The following is a 16,216-nucleotide window of genomic DNA, read 5'->3' as shown; positions in this document are numbered from 1 at the left end:
GGACATCGGGCGGGCGGGCGCGCTCCGCTTCGGACAGGTACGCGGCGGCTCCGCCCTCGACGTCACCTGCAAGGCCCCGGCTCATGGCCGCGACAACCTCCATGTCGTCGATATGAGCCTCTTCCTCGGGACCGAGGCCATCACTCCCTCGCTGACCGCCATCGCCAACGTTCAACGCGCTGCGCGTCGGCGACCACTTCGTGGAGCGTCCGCAATGACCGAGAACCATCTCTCCGGCGAGGAGACACGGCACCTCACCCCGCAGGAGCGGGTCGCTCGCGGCAGGGCCGCCCGCTCGGACGCGCCCCGTTCCAGCCACGCCGAGTTCAGGCCCTCGCCGAAGCGCCCGGACCCGGTGGAGATCATCGAGAAGCAGTCCGCGAAGCGGGTGCCGGAACTGGTACCGATCCGCTACGCCAGGATGAGCGAGGCACCGTTCCGCTTCTACCGCGGGGCCGCCGCCATCATGGCCTCGGATCTCGCGGAGACACCGGTCAGCGGGATCAGGGTGCAGTGCTGCGGCGACGCGCACATGCTGAACTTCCGGCTGCTGGCCTCGCCGGAACGCCGCCTGATGTTCGACATCAACGACTTCGACGAAACACTGCCCGGACCATGGGAATGGGACGTCAAGCGGCTGTCGGCCAGCCTCGTCATCGCGGGCCGGGCGAACGGCTTCAGCTCCAAGGAACGGGCGTCGGTGGTGCGGGCGGCCGTGGGGTCGTACCGCGAGCGCATGCGGAACTTCGCCAAAATGAGCAATCTCGACGTCTGGTACACCAGCTACGACACGGACGAGCTTCTGGAGCAGTGGGGCCCGGTCGTGGGCGCGGGACAGCGTGCTCGCTGGGAACGCGCCGCGGAACGGGCCCGTGCGCATGACACGCTGCAGGTCTTCGACAAGCTCACGCACATCCTCGATGGAAAGCGTCTGGTCTCTCCCGATCCGCCGCTGCTGGTACGGCTCCATGATCTGCTGCCGACCGCTGAACGCGGCACGATGGAGAAAGAGCTCAACCGGCTGCTCGAGCGCTACGGCCAGACCCTGCAGACGGACCGCCGATTCCTGCTGGAGAGCTACCGCGTCGCCGACATGGCCCGCAAGGTCGTCGGTGTGGGAAGTGTGGGAACCCGCTGCTGGATCATCCTGCTGCTCGGCAAGGACGACGAGGATCCCCTGTTCCTCCAGGCCAAGGAGGCCGACGAGTCGGTTCTGGCGCCTTACGTCGGCGGCAGCACCTTCCGCACGCAGGGCGAGCGCGTCGTCGCCGGCCAACGGCTCATGCAGGCCACCAGCGACATCTTCCTGGGATGGGAACGCGCCCAGGGCATCGACGGCCAACGGCGGGACTTCTACGTACGCCAACTGCGGGACTGGAAGGGCATCGCCGTAGCCGAGGACATGTCACCGAAGCGGATGGCCAATTTCGGCCGACTGTGCGGCGCCGCACTGGCCCGCGCCCACGCCAGGTCCGGGGACCGCATCGCCATCGCCGCGTACCTGGGCGGCAGCGACGTCTTCGACCGCGCGCTGGCGACCTTCGCCGAGCTGTACGCGGACCAGAACGAGAGGGACCACCAAGCCCTCGTCGATGCCGTCCGAGCCGGACGGGTCCCTGCCGAAGCGGCCTGACGTCGGCCATGCTGACGATCTGGCGCAGCTGTCTGTCGGCGGCCCATCGGGGAAGGCGTCGAATCTCGTATCCTCCACCAGTGCCTCACCGGGCACGATGTCGAAGGGCCCCACCGTTCGCGGTGGGGCCCTCCGACATGCGCCGACGGTCAGCGCCATCGCCGCGCACCGTAGAGATCGGCACAACCTCATCCCGACCTCGCATGTCGTGGTCATGAACGCTCTTTTGCGTCCTGATCCGATCAGAGGACCGAATGAACCCAGCCAGACGCACGACCTCCGCGGCCGCGGCCGCGATCGTGCTCGCCACCGCGGGCGGCCTGCTCACCACCGTCGCCACGCCCGCCTCCGCCGCGCCCGCCTGCACCTCGCCGGTCTAAGCGGGCGTCCGGCGCGAAGCCGACGCTGGAGCTGGCCCGTGCGCTGGACACGATCCTCGGTGCGGACGACCTGCTGATCGAGTTGTGGCCGTACGTGTACCGGGAGGCGTTTCCGGACTGGTCACGGAAGTTCATGCAGTACTCGGAGCGGGCGGTGGTCATCCGGCAGTACGCGGCCCATGTGGTGCCGGGCCTGTTGCAGACGGAGAACTATGCGCGGGCGGTGCTGAGCCTGGACGCCCTATTGGAGAGCGACGAGCAGTTGGAGGAACGTGTCACAGCCCGTAGGGGACAGCAGGGGCGGCTGAGTTCACCCGACCGGCCAGAGCTGTGCGTGGTGCTGGATGAAGCGGTACTGAGGCGTCCGATCGGCAGCCATGCCGTAATGCGACAGCAGTTGGCGCGCCTGATCGACGCTGCGGTGGAGCGGCACATCACCGTACAAGTACTGCCGTTCGACCAAGGCGGGCACGAGGCGATGGGCGGTTCGCTGACGGTCCTGGCCCTGCCGGACGGCTCGGAGATGGCCTACACCGAGGGTGCCGACTACGGTCAACTCATTGAGGAACCAACCGATGTCGGACGCTACAAGGTGATTTACGATCGGCTACGGGCGGCAGCCCTGCCCCCGATCATGTCACTCGACATGATCCGGTCCACGATGGAGGGCGACTACCGTGGCTCGAATCTCCCATCCCGATCCGACCGGCGTCGCCTGGCGCAAGAGCAGCTACAGCAATCAGGCGGGGGCGACTGCGTGGAGGTGGCCGACGGGTTCCGGGCCGTCGTGCCCGTCCGTGACAGCAAGGTGCCGCACGGTCCGGCGCTGTGCTTCGAAGCCGCCTCCTGGGCCGCCTTCATAGGCGAGTTGAAGGGCGACGTGCAGCACCGCCCCTACCGTCCCTGAGGCGGCCGGGCCCCGGCAGCCGTCCGCCCGCCGGGTCCGCCGGGTCCTTGTCCGCGAGGGTCCGGCGGGCCGCTGACCTCCTGAAAGAACCGGGAGAAAGAACTACCCGCCCACCCACCCTCCCCGCCGGAAGGCTCGCGTCACTCGTGCGAGTGACCGGCTTGCGGGGGCGGGATTCGGGCGGTTACGTTCACCGCAACAAGCTCGACAACCGCAAACAGATACGGCCCCCGGCCGGGACGGCAATCCCGAACGAGGGCCTCACCGATCAGGAAGCCTCAACCTTCCCAATGGCTGACTCGCAGTCTAACGCGCGCCTGCGCGCCGACGCCGGAGCTCCGACCTCCGGCGTGATCCACGTACGCACCCGGCTCACCGCCGACTTCACCGTGATCTCCAACGCCCTCGCGCAGCGGCGCGGCAGCGCGGTCACCGTCGGAGTGGGGGTGTACATCCTCTCCCTGCCCACCGGCACCCCCGTGTCCATCGCCGCCCTGTGCGCGCACTTCAGCGAGGGCGAAATCCTGATCTCGCGGGCGCTCAGGGAACTGGAGGCCGCCGGATACCTGGAACGGCGCCGTGAGCGCCGGCCGTCCGGGCAGATCCGTACCCGGACGTACTTCTACGACGTCCCCGGCGGCGGCCCGGACCCGGACCCGGACGGGGCTCCAGACCCCGACGGGCCCCCGGAACCACCGGAACCCCCGGAACCGCCGAAGCCGCCCCGGCCCCGGCCCCGGCAAGCGTCCTCAGCCGAGCCGACCACGCCCTCTTCGGTGACCGTCACGACCGTCACGGAGGAAGCGGCGCCCGCCCTCGTTCCGGACCAGCCCGAGAAACCGGCGTCGCTCTCCGACGCCGACCCGCAGGCAATCGCCGTGCTGACCTCGCTCCGCCGCCTCGATCCGCGTCTCGTCCTGTCCGAGCGGGAGGCCGTGCGGCTGGCGCCGGCCGTCGGGCAGTGGCTCGCGGCAGGTGTCGCGCCCTCCCGGATCACCGCGCATCTCACGGCACGGCTCCCCGACCACCTCCTGACCCGCCCGGCGGGCATCCTCGCCTTCCGCCTCCGGGAAACGCCCCTGCCCGCGCCCCCTCCGGCACCGCTCCCGTCGTTCGCCGAACGCCCGGCCCTCCTGCCGTTCCAGACCTGCGACGGCTGCGAGCGCGCCTTCCGCGCACCGGAGCCCGGGCACTGCCGGGACTGCCGAGGCCGTCTCGTCCAGGGCCCTCTTCGTGCGGCCGGCTGAGCCGATGGGCGGGTGTGCGATCGATCCCCGGACGGCAGACTTGATGTGCGACGATGCGAAACCCGGCAACGGACTCGACAGACGGAGGAGGTGGGGCATGGCCGACCGGTTCACGGACGGGCTCCTGACTCCCACGGAAACAGCCTCCTACCTGGAGATTCCGGAGTCGACGCTCATCTCCTGGCTGAAGAGCAGGGCTGCCGGGGCGCCGCTGGTCCACCAGGTGGAACCACTGGGCAAGGGACAGCCCTCGGTGCCGTTCATCGCGGTGGCCGAGGCGCACGTTCTCCGTTCCCTCCGCACCCTGGGGCTGCGGATGAGTGAGATCAGGGAAGCCGCCGCCGCCGTACGGGACACCTTCGACACCCCCTACGGCCTCGTCTCGAAGCGGATCGCGACGGACGGCGTGGACATCTTCGTCGAGCACGGGCTGGGGCACCTCCGCAGGGCCCGGGACGGTCAGGCCCCCATCCACGAGGTGGTCTCCGACTACCTCCGCTACGTCAACTACCCGTCGCTAAAGTGACGGGCTTGCACAACGGGCACCACTGGCGGTGATGCTGCGTTTGCGTCCAGCCCCACCCCGCTGGCGCGGGGGCGGGGCGGGGGCCGTTGACAGGGCCCCGCGTCGCCACAACTCCCACGCCCGGGCGCGGATGTTGCGGGAGCCGTTCCGGTCTGCGTGATCAACGAATCCGCAGTTCCGGCACGCGAACCGGGCCTGACTCGCCCGGTTCGCCTGGTCGATGTGCCCGCACTCGGCGCAGGTGCGGGAGGTGTACGCCGGATCGACGTGCACCACCGGCACCCCCACCCGGCGGGCCTTGTACGCGATGAACTGCCCGAGCTGATGGAAGGCCCAGGAGTGCAGGGTGGCCCGTTGGGGCTTGCGAAGCCGTACCCGTCCGCGGATGCCCGTCAGGTCTTCCAGGGCGATTCCGCGACCGGTGCGTTCTGCCTCGGCCACCACATGTTTCGCGATCTTGTGGTTGATGTCCTTGGCCCGCCGGGCCTCCTTGCGGCGGCGCTTCTTCAGCCGCCGCCGGGCGGACGGGGTGTTCTTCTGCTGCAGCTTGGTGCGCAGGCCGCGCTCGCGGGCCCGGATCCGGTTGAGTCCGCGCCCGGCCATGATCTCGCCATCGGAGGTGGTGGCGATGTTCACAACACCGAGGTCGATGCCGAGGAAGTCCACCGGGTCCGTGTTCAGCGGCGCTTCGGGGACCTCGCAGGTGGCGTTCAGGAACCACCTGCCGTCCCGGCAGATGAGATCGGACTCGCCCCTGCGGTACCGGGCGAGCGTGGCCAGCTGTGCGGGAGACGCGGTGAAAGCCACGTCCTTCATCCGCCCGCCGGTGGTCCACACCGACACCGTCCGCCCGGCGAGCTGCCACGAGAGCATCCGGTCGTCGAAGGGCTGCGCGCCGAGGGGACGGAAGACAACGGGCTTCTGTGTCGCGCGGCGGTGGCGCGCCGAGCCGGGACGGCCCAGGTGGCCCGCCGTCAGGTTCGCCCGCAGGGTGGCGTAGGCGTCGCAGGTCTTCTTGATCGTGTGCTGGGCCGCCTGGGCGCCCAGGTTCCACCGCGGCCTGACCTGCCCGTAGGTGAGTCTGCGCAGGGCGAAGTTCTTGAACTCCCCGCGCTCGAAGGCGACCTCGCTGACCCAGGTGGCGGCCTCGTTGCAGGCGCGCAGGGTCGCCTCCAGAGCCGCCGCCTGCACGGGCGTCGGCAGCAGCCTGACCTGCACCACCAGCTTCACGATCACCGATCGTAGGCACCCGCACGACACCGCACCACGCGTTCCCCACCGGCCACCCCATCGAGTGAAACCCGGCCCCCTGGCCCGACTCACCGCGCCCGTTGGCGAGACCCGGCTGCTCCACGGCCGGACAGACACAGCGACACCGCGGCGCTCCGCGCCGCGATACACGAGGATGCGATTCCTCCCGGGGCTGAAGCCCCGGGGTTCCTCGCAAGAACAGGCTGAACAAGCGCCGCGGAAGACCTTCGGGAACGGAGGCAGGCGACCGACGCTCGGCTCGGCCGGGTCAGTACTTCTGGCGTCCGAGCTGCTTCGATTCCTTCAGGTGTTCAGAGCACTCGGTGTTGTGGCAGGGGCCGGGGCGCCACACGGGCACGACGATTCCGAGAGTCTTGTGCCGCCCCTTCACCATCGTGGTCACTGGCTGCTTGCAGACCGGGCAGACAAGCGCTCCCTGGGGACCGGTCTCGCGTTCTGCTTTGCTCATTCTTTAATACTAGGCTTTTCGGGCTTATAAGGACATCGGGAGCGTGCGCGCGCCCTCCGGCGCCGATCAGCCCGCCGGTCGAGGGGGGTCCTTCCCCTCCTGGTCCTGCTCGGTGTGCGCGCCTCGGTCCGGGCCGGGGTTCTCGGTGGTCGCCGACTCCGGCGGCGGGGCCGCCTTCTCGTCCGGAGCGGCGGGCACCGGGTGGGGCGGGGCGGGCCGGAGCAGGCTGAGGGCCACGGAACCGGCCAGGACGACGACGATGACCGCGAGGCTGACCGGTGAGGGGATCTCGGGGACGCCGGTGCTGATCGTCTTGTGGGATGCCTGAAGGACGAGTTTGACGCCGATGAAGGCGAGAATGATCGCGAGGCCCTTGCTCAGGTAGTGGAACCGGTCCAGGAGACCGGCCAGCAGGAAGTAGAGGGCCCTCAGGCCGAGAATGGCGAACGCGTTGCTGGTGTAGACGACGAAAGCGTCGTCGCTGACGGCGAGAACGGCGGGAACGCTGTCGACGGCGAAGATCAGGTCGGCCGCCTCGATGGCGGCCACCACCGCCAGAAGCGGGGTGGCCACGCGTTTGCCGGCCTCCTTGACGAAGAACTTCGCCCCGGCGTACTCGTCGCGGACCGGCATGATCTTGCGGAGCAGCCGTACGGCGAAGCTTCTGCCCGGGTCGAAGCTCTCCTCCTCGTCCTTGAGGAGCTTGTAGGCGCTGTAGAAGAGGACGGCGGCGAAGGCGAAGAGCACGGCGGTGAAGCGGCTGACCACGGCGACGCCGAGGGAGAGGAAGATCCCGCGGAAGACCAGGGCGCCCATGACCCCGATGAACAGCACACGGTGCTGGTAGGCGCGGGGCACCTTGAAGTACGCGAAGATCACGGCGAAGACGAAGAGGTTGTCGACCGACAGGCTCTTCTCCAGGAGCCATGCGGTGATGTACTCCGTGCCCGCTGTCGCCCCGAGGACCAGGAAGACGACCGCACCGAAGGTCAGGGCGAGGCCCACCCACAGAACGCTCCAGGCGCCGGCTTCCTTGAAGCCGATGACGTGCGCGGTGCGGTGGGCCAGCAGGTCCACCGTCAGCGACACCACCACCGTCGCGGCGAACGCCACCCACAGCCAAAGCGGGACCTCGAGCACACCGACCACTCCTCCACGACCCGCATCGATACATGGAGACCGTTTACCGCATTCTGCGTCTGTTCGTGCACTTAAGCGATCCAAAACGAACCCTGACCGCGTCGCGGCCGGGCGGGCCGTCCTCGGAGTGCGGCGGTATTCGAGCCGTCACATCGCCGATCCTCCACTGATCACTCGCCGATCGCCCGCCGACGGTTCGCGGCCAGTACTTTCGTAGCAGTGGCAGTGGCAGTGGCAGTGACCGTGGACGGTTCGATGGGCGAGGGCCCGGGACAGGAGCGATGAAATGATCATTTTCGGCACCAAGGGGTACCTCTACCAGCTCGCGATACTCACGCTGGTGTGCTCCCAGTGCGGGAACCCCTCCGCGCACACGCTCAGGAAGCGGGTCACGAAGTTCACGCTGTTCTTCGTGCCGCTGTTCCCGGTCTCGACGAAGTACGCGACGCAGTGCACCTTCTGCGGCGCCGAGTCGAAGGTGACCGCGGAGCAGGCCGAGCAGTTGCAGGCGCAGGCCTCGGGCGGTCCCGGCGGCGGGCAGCCGTACGGACAGCCGTCCCAGCAGCACCAGCAGCCGTACCAGCAGTAACGCCGCGACCCCGCCGGCCCTCAGAAGTACGGGCCCGCGAGGGCGGCCCACGGGGCGGCCACGGCGACGGGGACCAGAGCCAGGATCCAGCGGGGCTGGTGGCGGGGCGGGCGGGTGAACGCGAAGGTCAGGGCCGCCGCGCCCAGGACGAGCGCCGCGTAACCGGCGTACCAGCCGCGTTCGACGGCGCCCCGCGCCCACAGGCTGATGCCGGTGCCCTCCAACTGCTCCTCGATCGCGCTGCCCGTGTACGGATCACCCCAGCCGGCCGCCACGGACGCCACCTGGCAGGTCGCCAGGGCCGCGAGGACGAGGAGGACGGGTGTGGGGAATCGTTCCTCCACCGTGTGCCGCACACGCCACAGCAGGTAGAGGACCACCCCCGTGACCGCCGGAACGACCGACACCGCATACGCAGCCGTGTAGACCTTCGTGTACGCCCCGTCACCGGCCTCCGCCGAGGGCGCGCCCGAGGTCGCCGCCGCTCCCAGCACCTCGGCGCGGTCGAGGAGGCTCCAGATCCCCGGAATCGCCACGTACCGCGCCGACACCCACAGGAGCACCAGGGCGCCGACGAGCAGCCACTTCGCCCTGGTACCGAAGCGGCCTGCGTCGAGCACTCGGTCGGGCAGGGTCATGGCCGGATGATAGTCACATCGGCTGCACGGACCCTTCCGGGCAACCCATCTATGCTCCACGCGACAGGTCAAGCGGCAGGTCAAGTGGCAGGTGTGGCAGGTGTGGCAGGTAAGGAGCGGATGCCTCGATGGTGTTCAAGCGGCTGCTCGGTTCGCCGGGTGTGGGCGGGCCCTCGGTCGACACGGTTCTGGAGCCGGGGCCCTTCCGGCCCGGCGGGACGCTCGCCGGGCAGGTGCGGCTCGTGGGCGGCGACACCGCGTTCGACGTCGAGCAGGTGGCCCTTGAACTCGTGGCCCGGGTGCGGGACCGGGAGGACGGGAGAGGGGTCGCCGTGCCGTTCGAGCGCTTCGCCGTCGGTGGCGGGTTCCGGCTGGACGAGGGTGAGGCGCGCACCGTGCCGTTCGGGGTGTCGCTGCCGTGGGAGACACCCGTCACCGAGCTGGACGGCCTGGAACTGAACGTCCGCCTCGGTGTGCGGACCGAGGTGGAGGTCGCCGGGCCGCAGAATCCGGGGGCAGGCAACGACCGGGACCCCGGCCACAACCCCGACCCCGCCCACAACCCCGACTCCGCCCCCGACCTCGACCCCGGCCTCGACCCCGACTCCGGCCTCGATCCGCTCGGTGTCGGACCGCTGCCCGCCCAGGAGGCGATCCTCGGCGCGTTCCGGCAGCTCGGGTACGGGCTGCGGTCCGCCGGTCTCGAGCACGGCCGCATCGGCGGCACCGGGCAGCGGCTGCCCTTCCACCAGGAGATCGGGCTCACCCCGGCGCCCCCGTACACGGACCGGGTGGAGGAGATCGAGCTGACCTTCCTGACCCGCCCGGGCGGCATCGACATCGTCCTGGAGGCCGACAAACGGGGCGGCGGGAACGCTGGCGGCGACGACGACACCGGGCACGACGCGCTCAGCCGGTTCACCGTGGGCCACGACGACGCCCGTGACTGGGTCACCGAGGTCGACGGCTGGGTGCGCGAGCTGGTCGAGCACCGGGAGGCGTACGGCAGCGACAGTGCGTACGGGCACGGCGGACCGCACTCCTCCGGGCCGGGTATCGGCTGAGAGCCCGGCTCCCGCCACCGCCTTGCAGCGGCGCCACGATAGTGGTGTCGTCACAGCGGCGCCATCACAGCGGTGTCGTCACAGCGGTGTCGTCACAGCGGTGTCGTCACAGCGGCGCCATCACAGCGGTGTCGTCACAGCGGTGTCGCCGTCCACAGGATCCAGAACAGGGTCACCGCCGCGTTGGCGGACGACATCGCCGACGCGGCCGTACCGGCGGCCGCTCCCCAGGCCGCGAGACCCGCCGAGGTGAACACCTCCGGCCAGGGCCGGTTCGCGGGAGCCGGGGCGAGCAGGGCCGCCACCCGGCGGGGAATCGGTCCCGGCGCCGCGAACGCGGGCAGGGGCGGGCCGCCGGCCCGGGAGGCGAGGGCCGCCTTGCCGATGGCGGTGGCGACGGTACGGCGGTCGCCGATCGTACGGGCCGCCTCTTCGTCCGCCCAGCGCTCCGCCGCGTACGACACCGCCGTGTGCAGGGGGCGCAGGAACGGGTTGGCGTGCGCGGCCAGCCGTACGGCCAGCAGGAACCGGTGATGGCGCGCGGTGAGGTGGGCGCGTTCGTGGGCGAACAGCGCGCGGCGTTCGGCGGGGGCCAGGTGGTCCAGGAGCGCGGTGGTGACCACGACGCGGTCGCGGCGCGGTCCGCTGCCCGGAAGGGCGTACGCGTACGGGGTGCCGTCGGGCAGGACCGCCACCTCCGTGTCCGGCAGACCGTCCAGGGCACGGTGGGCGCGGCGGCGGGTGCGGACGTGCCGCCACAGGGTCCGGGCGCAGGCCAGCAGCACCGCGCACAGCGCCGGGATGGCGGCCTTCCCCACGATCTCGTCGTACGGGACCGCCTCCCGCACCTCCGGATCCGACCAGCCGTCGGGCAACGGGTTGCCGGGCAGGGTGGCGGTGCCGACCACCATCACCAGGCACAGGCACACCGTGCTGCACACCGCCATCACCGCCGCCACCCAGGTCAGCATCCGCGTCGCGGTGCGCGGGTGGAGATGCTGTGCGGCGAGCCGGGCGATCGGCCATGCCGTCAACGGCAGGACGAGCGGCAGGAAGACGAACACCCCCATGAGGCTTCAGTCTTCCCCGTCGCTCCGGGGCTGACGCAGCAGTTCCCGCAGCAGTCGTTCGTCGTCCGGGCCGAGGCCGGTGACGAAGCTGGCCAGGACCGCCTCCCGGTCGCTCTCGGCGTCCAGCACCCTGCGCATCCGGTGGGCGGCGAGGCCGGCGTGGTCGGAGGCGGGGGTCCAGGCGAAGGAGCGGCCCGCGCGTTCACGGGTGACCGCGCCCTTCGCGAGCAGCCTGGTGAGGATCGTGATGACCGTCGTGTAGGCGAGGTCCTGGCCCAGGCGCTCCTGGACCCGGCCGGCCGTCGCGGGGCCGTCCGCCTCCCGCAGCGCCGACAGCACCAGAGCCTCCAACTCGCCCTGCCGACGCCGTCGGTGACCCTGACTGTGTTCGACCACGGCCTGCCTTCCTTCCGTCGCCCTCCCGTTCCCGGGCGGTCATCGTACAGACGAGCGGACACCGTCAAATTCTCTACATTGCTGTAGATTCTACGGGCGGCATCCGGCAACGGCTCACGAGAAGGACGGACGGACCCCCATGTTCGGACTGAGCGAAATCGCGATCATCCTCATCGTCCTCATAGCCGTGCTCGCGGCGAAAAAACTGCCCGACCTGGCCCGCTCGGCCGGAAAGTCCGCCCGCATCCTCAAGGCCGAGGCCCGCGCGGCGAAGGCGGAGGCGCAGGCGGAGGAGGACGAGCGGCGGTCCCCGTCCCAGCAGCCGCACCAGCCCCAGGGGGAGCAGTCGGACGCCCCTCGTGTCATTCAGGGCGAGACCGTCATCAAGGGCGAGACCCTCGCCCGGGACACGGCCGCCGACGGCAGCCGCACCCAGCGGTAACGGTAGCGGCAGCGAGCCCGTTCAGCCGTTCCAGATGTCGTCGTACGGGTCGTTCGGGGTGGGGACCGGCTTCGCCGACGTGACCTCGAAGTAGGGGACGGGACCGTCGTTGACCGGGTCCTTCGTCCGGCGCGGGCTGTAGGTGCCGCCGACCTCGAGCCAGGCGTCCGGTTGCAGCACCGGGGGGACCTCGCCGGTCAGGGCGATCTTCACCGGCTGTCCGTCCGCCGCACAGCAGTTGAGGGACATGCGGACCAGGTAGGGGGTGCCGGACGCGTCCAGGGCGACGAAGCCGGTGATCTCGATGGGCCGGTCACGGAGGTCGCGGCCGTCGTCGTAGACCGCGCGGGCCGCGTACTCCCCCACCCCGAGGCGAAGTGGGCCCTCACCCGCGGGGAGGTCCGGGAAGCCGAACGGCTTCTGCAGGGCCGTACCCGTATGGGTGGCGCTGTACGAGCCGAGGGCCGGCGGCGCCACCAGGATCAGGGCGAGGACGGGGAGGGCCAGGAGCCAGGAGATACGGGGCTCGCGATGCCCCCGGTCGTGATCATGCTCGCCGCCACCACCGTCACCGCTCCCGCTCCCGTCGCCGCTCTCACCACCGTCACCGCTTCCGCTCCCGCTCCCGTCGCGGGCGCGCTTTCCAGAGGCTTCGCGCCACTCGTACCAGACCGTCGCCATCGCCGTCACGACGAGTACTGCTCCGCACAGCAGGAGCAGCGGGCGCAGGCCGGCCTTGACGTAGCGCAGATGGAGGTCGGTCAGTGCGGCGTGCAGCACGGTCGCGCCCAGGAGGAACAGCAGGGCCGCCTGCGCCTGCCGGTTCAGATTCAGGTTTCGACGCAACCGGTTCACAGCAGCACCGCTCCTGTCAGGACCGAGACCGCCACCGCGAGAACGAGGGTCGCCGGGGCGAAGCGCAGGGCGAATCCGCGGCCGAACGTGCCCACCTGCATGGCGAAGAGCTTGAGGTCGACCATGGGGCCCACGACGAGGAAGGTGAGCCGGGCCGTCAGCGAGAACTGGGTCAGGGACGCGGCGACGAACGCGTCCGCCTCCGAGCAGATCGACAGGAGAACGGCCAGCGCGGCCAGTACCAGCACCGACAGCACGGGGTGATCGGCCGCCCGTTGCAGCCAGTGGGCCGGGACGACCGCCTTCAGCGTCGCCGCGGCCATCGCACCGACCACCAGGAAGCCGCCGGCGTGCATCACGTCGTGCCGGACCGACCCCCAGAACGCCGCGCCCCGGCTCTGCCCCTCGTAGGCCGAGCGGGACGGCGGACGCAGCCAGTCCGCGCGCCCGTGGCGCTGCCACAGCCAGCCCATCAGGCAGGCCACCAGCAGGCTCGCCACGAACCGGGCGAGGACCATCATGGGATCGTTCGGGAAGGCGACCGCGGTCGCCGTCAGCACGATCGGGTTGATCGCGGGGGCGGACAGCAGGAACGCCAGGGCCGCCGCCGGGGCCACTCCCCTGCGCACCAGCGCCCCCGCCACCGGGACGGACGCGCACTCGCAGCCGGGGAGCACCGCGCCCGCCGCGCCCGCGACCGGGACCGCCAGGGACGGACGTTTCGGCAGGGCGCGGGCGAAGAAGGACGGCGGGACGAACACCGCGATCGCCGCGGACAGCAGGACGCCGAGTACCAGGAAGGGCAGCGCCTGGATCATCACCGCCACGAACACCGTCGTCCAGCTCTGCATCACCGGGGCGCCCAGGGCTCGGCGGATCGGGTCCTGGAGCATCATGGCGGAGAGCAGGAACAGGACGAGGAGAGGAGGGGAGTCGAGGTGCCGGGACTCCTCGGGCACCCCGCCGCCGTCACCGTTACCGCCGCCACCGTTGCCGCTGTCACTGTTGCCGCCGCCACCGGGCGCCATGTCACCGTCGGCCCCGCTCCCCGGCCCGCCCTCCGGCCCGGGTCCCGGTCCGGTCGGCCTGTGCCTCATCCCGCTTCCCCGCGGAGTCGGCTTGGTCATGGCCACGGGCCGGGTACCTCCGGAATCGCGCACGGAGCGGCAGCGGGGACGTCAGCCGGGCGGGGACGCGCGTCTCCCCTCCCGTCCCCGTGGATACGGAGCGAAGGGCGGTCGTGTTCAGCACCGTTGGGCATCGTTGGACACCGTTGGGCATCGTTCGGCACCGGGCACCGCGTACTCCTGGAACCGTCTGCGTGTATACGGCAGTCTTTCCTCTCGTGGTGAGCCTTCCGAATCAGACCCTGCCGGTCGTTCCCCCCGCGCACATGGTGGTGTGCGGTGACGACGGACTCGCGCACCGCCTCGCCGCCGAACTCCGGGGCGTGTACGGCGAACAGGTCACACTCGTCGTGCCGCCCTCCGGGCTCCGGGTGCGGGAGCCGGTGGTGGGGCGGGCCCGTGCCGCGTCGGCCGCGCTGCTCGACCGGTTCGTGAACGCCACCGTCAACCGCGCGGGTGTCCAAGGCGGTTCGGACGACGTGTCCGACGAGCGGCTGGTGGAGGCCGCCGAACCCACCGACGCCGTACTCGTCGAGGTGGGCGTGGCGCGGGCCGCCGCGCTGGCCCTGGTGTACGACGACGACGAGACCAACATCCGCGCCGCCCTCAACGCCCGCCGGATCAACCCCAGGATCCGTCTCGTCCTGCGCCTCTACAACCGGCGCCTGGGCCGGCACATCGAGGAACTGCTCGACCAGGCAGCCGAGTTGTCCGGCGGTGACACGCAGGGGCGGGGGTACCCCAGGGCCGACACCTCCACCACCGTGCTGTCCGACGCCGACACGGCCGCCCCCGCCCTGGTCGCCACCGCCCTCGTCGGCACCAGCAAGATCGTCGACACCGACGGGCTGATGCTGCGCGCGGTGGAACGGCGTCCCCCGCGCCCCGGCGAGGTCGCCGACCCCGGACTGTGCACGCTGGCGTTGCTGTCCGCGACGAGCAACGACCCGGCGGGCTCGGAGGGTTCGGAGGAAAGTGGCGACCAGGGGCCGCAGATGCTGCCCGACGCGGCGGCCGTCGCGGCGGCGACCGGACGCGGCACGATGGTGCTGGAACAGGTGTCGTACTCCGGAACACCGTTGCCCGCCGTCAGGGCCCAGGTCCCGCCGTTCGCCTCGCTGTTCTCACAGCGGCTGCGGTGGTCGCTGGCGGGTCTCGCGGCGGCGGTGGTGGCGCTGGCGGTCGTGCTGACCCTGGTCACCGGCGACCACCCGCTGCACGCCACCTACGTCACCCTGCTCGACCTCTTCGCGATCAACGAGCCCGCGCACAACGACTCCATGGGCCGGCAGATCCTGCAACTGCTTTCCGGACTGGTCGGGTTGCTGCTGCTGCCGGTGATGCTGGCGGCGGTCCTCGAGGCGCTGGGCACCTTCCGCACCGTGTCGGCGCTGCGCAAGCCGCCGCGCGGGCTGAGCCGGCATGTGGTGCTGCTCGGGCTCGGCAAGATCGGTACGCGGGTGCTGACCCGGCTGCGTGAACTGCACATCCCCGTGGTGTGCGTCGAGGCCGACCCGGAGGCGCGGGGCATGGCCACGGCACGGCGACTGGGTGTACCGGTGGTGCTCGGGGACGTCACGCAGGAGGGCGTACTGGAGGCCGCGAAGATCCACCGGGCCGACGCGCTCCTCGCGCTCACCAGCGTCGACACCACCAACCTGGAGGCCGTGCTGTACGGGCGGGCCCTCCGCGCCGACCTGCGGGTCGTCCTGCGGCTGTACGACGACGAGTTCGCGACGGCCGTGTACCGCACCCTGCGGGCCGCGCACCCCGACGCGGTGACCCGGAGCCGCAGCGTCTCCCACCTGGCCGCGCCCGCCTTCGCCGGGGCGATGATGGGCCGGCAGATCCTGGGAGCCATCCCGGTCGAGCGGCGGGTGCTGCTGTTCGCGGCGCTGACCGTGGGCGGGCATCCGCAACTGGAGGGGAAGACGGTCGGCGAGGCGTTCCGGGCCGGGGCGTGGCGGGTGCTGGCCCTGGACACGGCGGCGACCCGGGCGGCGGCGCCGGGCGCGCACGGGAGCGGCCTCCGGAACGGCTTCGGGAACGGCTTCGGGAACGCCGCCGGTGCCGGCTCCGGTGCCGGCACCGGAGCCGGCAGTGGGGCCGACACCGGAGCCGGCAGTGGGGCCGACACCGGAGCCGGCCGCGGTGGCGGGGCCGGCGGCGCCACGGTGGCCGGTGAGCCGCAGGGGCCGTCGGGGCTGGTCTGGGACCTGCCCGACACGTACGTCCTGCGGAACGAGGACCGGGTGGTGCTGGGCGCCACCCGGCGAGGGCTGGCGGAACTGCTCGGGCGCAGGGGAAGGGGACGGCCGGAGAGGTGACCGGCCGGGAAGGTGACCGGCCGGGGCAACGGCCAGGCTGACCGGCCAAGGCGACCGACCGGAACAACCGGCCGGGGGCGCGACCTGGCGGGGGCACTAGCCGGCGGGGGCACGAGCCGGTGGGAGCGCAACCTGACGGGGCGCGAGCCGGCGGC

General features: G+C 71.2%; 17 protein-coding genes and 1 pseudogene. 10 read left to right on the top strand and 8 right to left on the bottom strand.

What is annotated here, in order from left to right; all coding sequences use genetic code 11:
• Positions 1–214 precede the first annotated feature (214 nt).
• From V4Y04_RS20005 to V4Y04_RS19980, 6 genes and pseudogenes are all read left to right on the top strand, one after another.
• Positions 215–1,633, top strand: a complete 1,419-nt coding sequence (locus tag V4Y04_RS20005) for a DUF2252 domain-containing protein (RefSeq protein WP_332429560.1) — start codon at positions 215–217, stop codon at positions 1,631–1,633.
• A gap of 254 nt (positions 1,634–1,887) precedes the next feature.
• A complete protein-coding gene (locus V4Y04_RS20000; RefSeq protein WP_332429559.1) occupies positions 1,888–2,013 on the top strand; it encodes a hypothetical protein in 126 nt (41 codons plus the stop codon).
• Positions 2,012–2,814 (top strand): annotated as a pseudogene (locus V4Y04_RS19995) (DUF5753 domain-containing protein); the annotation flags it as partial. The gene V4Y04_RS20000 and the pseudogene V4Y04_RS19995, both read left to right, overlap by 2 nt.
• Positions 2,771–2,920, top strand: coding sequence for a DUF397 domain-containing protein (locus V4Y04_RS19990; RefSeq protein WP_332429558.1), 150 nt, complete (start codon positions 2,771–2,773; stop codon positions 2,918–2,920). The pseudogene V4Y04_RS19995 and the gene V4Y04_RS19990, both read left to right, overlap by 44 nt.
• A gap of 290 nt (positions 2,921–3,210) precedes the next feature.
• Positions 3,211–4,167: a hypothetical protein gene (locus V4Y04_RS19985; RefSeq protein WP_332429557.1), complete on the top strand. Its 957-nt coding sequence runs from the start codon at positions 3,211–3,213 to the stop codon at positions 4,165–4,167.
• Positions 4,168–4,264: 97 nt separating this feature from the next.
• On the top strand, positions 4,265–4,693 hold the full coding sequence (locus V4Y04_RS19980) for a hypothetical protein (protein ID WP_332429556.1): 429 nt from the start codon (positions 4,265–4,267) through the stop codon (positions 4,691–4,693).
• On the opposite strand, the gene V4Y04_RS19975 is transcribed toward V4Y04_RS19980, so the two are convergent.
• The 3 genes from V4Y04_RS19975 to V4Y04_RS19965 all read right to left on the bottom strand — a co-directional run bounded on the left by V4Y04_RS19975 (position 4,685) and on the right by V4Y04_RS19965 (position 7,553).
• The gene (locus V4Y04_RS19975) at positions 4,685–5,923 is read right to left on the bottom strand and encodes an RNA-guided endonuclease InsQ/TnpB family protein (RefSeq protein WP_332429555.1); all 1,239 of its coding nucleotides are present in this window, start codon (positions 5,921–5,923) and stop codon (positions 4,685–4,687) included. The two genes, V4Y04_RS19980 and V4Y04_RS19975, sit on opposite strands and share 9 nt — an antisense overlap.
• Before the next feature lie 289 nt (positions 5,924–6,212).
• Complete coding sequence (locus tag V4Y04_RS19970; protein ID WP_332429554.1) at positions 6,213–6,413, bottom strand: hypothetical protein; 201 nt, start codon at positions 6,411–6,413, stop codon at positions 6,213–6,215.
• A gap of 66 nt (positions 6,414–6,479) precedes the next feature.
• Complete coding sequence (locus V4Y04_RS19965) at positions 6,480–7,553, bottom strand: TerC family protein (RefSeq protein WP_332429553.1); 1,074 nt, start codon at positions 7,551–7,553, stop codon at positions 6,480–6,482.
• 286 nt (positions 7,554–7,839) lie between these two features.
• On the opposite strand from V4Y04_RS19965, the gene V4Y04_RS19960 reads away from it, so the two are divergent.
• Positions 7,840–8,142, top strand: a complete 303-nt coding sequence (locus V4Y04_RS19960; RefSeq protein ID WP_332429552.1) for a zinc-ribbon domain-containing protein — start codon at positions 7,840–7,842, stop codon at positions 8,140–8,142.
• A gap of 20 nt (positions 8,143–8,162) precedes the next feature.
• Here V4Y04_RS19960 and V4Y04_RS19955 read toward each other — a convergent pair whose 3' ends face one another.
• Positions 8,163–8,780 carry a hypothetical protein gene (locus V4Y04_RS19955; RefSeq protein ID WP_332429551.1) on the bottom strand — a complete coding sequence of 206 codons (618 nt, stop codon included), beginning with the start codon at positions 8,778–8,780 and terminating at the stop codon, positions 8,163–8,165.
• A 128-nt stretch (positions 8,781–8,908) separates the two neighbouring features.
• On the opposite strand from V4Y04_RS19955, the gene V4Y04_RS19950 reads away from it, so the two are divergent.
• Positions 8,909–9,844, top strand: coding sequence for a sporulation protein (locus V4Y04_RS19950; protein ID WP_332429550.1), 936 nt, complete (start codon positions 8,909–8,911; stop codon positions 9,842–9,844).
• 134 nt (positions 9,845–9,978) lie between these two features.
• Here the strand turns inward: V4Y04_RS19950 and V4Y04_RS19945 are convergent, their stop codons facing one another.
• Positions 9,979–10,914: a M56 family metallopeptidase gene (locus V4Y04_RS19945; protein ID WP_332429549.1), complete on the bottom strand. Its 936-nt coding sequence runs from the start codon at positions 10,912–10,914 to the stop codon at positions 9,979–9,981.
• 6 nt (positions 10,915–10,920) lie between these two features.
• A complete protein-coding gene (locus V4Y04_RS19940) occupies positions 10,921–11,310 on the bottom strand; it encodes a BlaI/MecI/CopY family transcriptional regulator (RefSeq protein WP_332429548.1) in 390 nt (129 codons plus the stop codon).
• Positions 11,311–11,449: 139 nt separating this feature from the next.
• Here V4Y04_RS19940 and V4Y04_RS19935 point away from each other — a divergent pair, with 139 nt between their 5' ends.
• Positions 11,450–11,752 (top strand): twin-arginine translocase TatA/TatE family subunit, encoded by a 303-nt coding sequence (locus V4Y04_RS19935; protein ID WP_332429547.1) that lies wholly within the window; start codon positions 11,450–11,452, stop codon positions 11,750–11,752.
• Positions 11,753–11,773: 21 nt separating this feature from the next.
• Here V4Y04_RS19935 and V4Y04_RS19930 read toward each other — a convergent pair whose 3' ends face one another.
• Together V4Y04_RS19930 and V4Y04_RS19925 are read right to left on the bottom strand one after the other, a co-directional pair.
• On the bottom strand, positions 11,774–12,580 hold the full coding sequence (locus V4Y04_RS19930; RefSeq protein ID WP_332432924.1) for a TIGR03943 family putative permease subunit: 807 nt from the start codon (positions 12,578–12,580) through the stop codon (positions 11,774–11,776).
• Positions 12,581–12,603: 23 nt separating this feature from the next.
• Complete coding sequence (locus V4Y04_RS19925) at positions 12,604–13,635, bottom strand: permease (RefSeq protein WP_332432923.1); 1,032 nt, start codon at positions 13,633–13,635, stop codon at positions 12,604–12,606.
• Between the two features lie 365 nt (positions 13,636–14,000).
• Between V4Y04_RS19925 and V4Y04_RS19920 the strand changes: the two genes are divergently transcribed.
• Positions 14,001–16,061 (top strand): potassium channel family protein, encoded by a 2,061-nt coding sequence (locus V4Y04_RS19920; RefSeq protein WP_332432922.1) that lies wholly within the window; start codon positions 14,001–14,003, stop codon positions 16,059–16,061.
• The last annotated feature ends 155 nt before the right edge of the window (positions 16,062–16,216 follow it).

This window comes from Streptomyces sp. P9-A2, from assembly GCF_036634175.1.
GTDB lineage: Bacteria > Actinomycetota > Actinomycetes > Streptomycetales > Streptomycetaceae > Streptomyces > Streptomyces pratens.
Note: the sequence above shows the minus strand (reverse complement) of the source record. Positions and strands in the feature narration are given on the sequence as shown.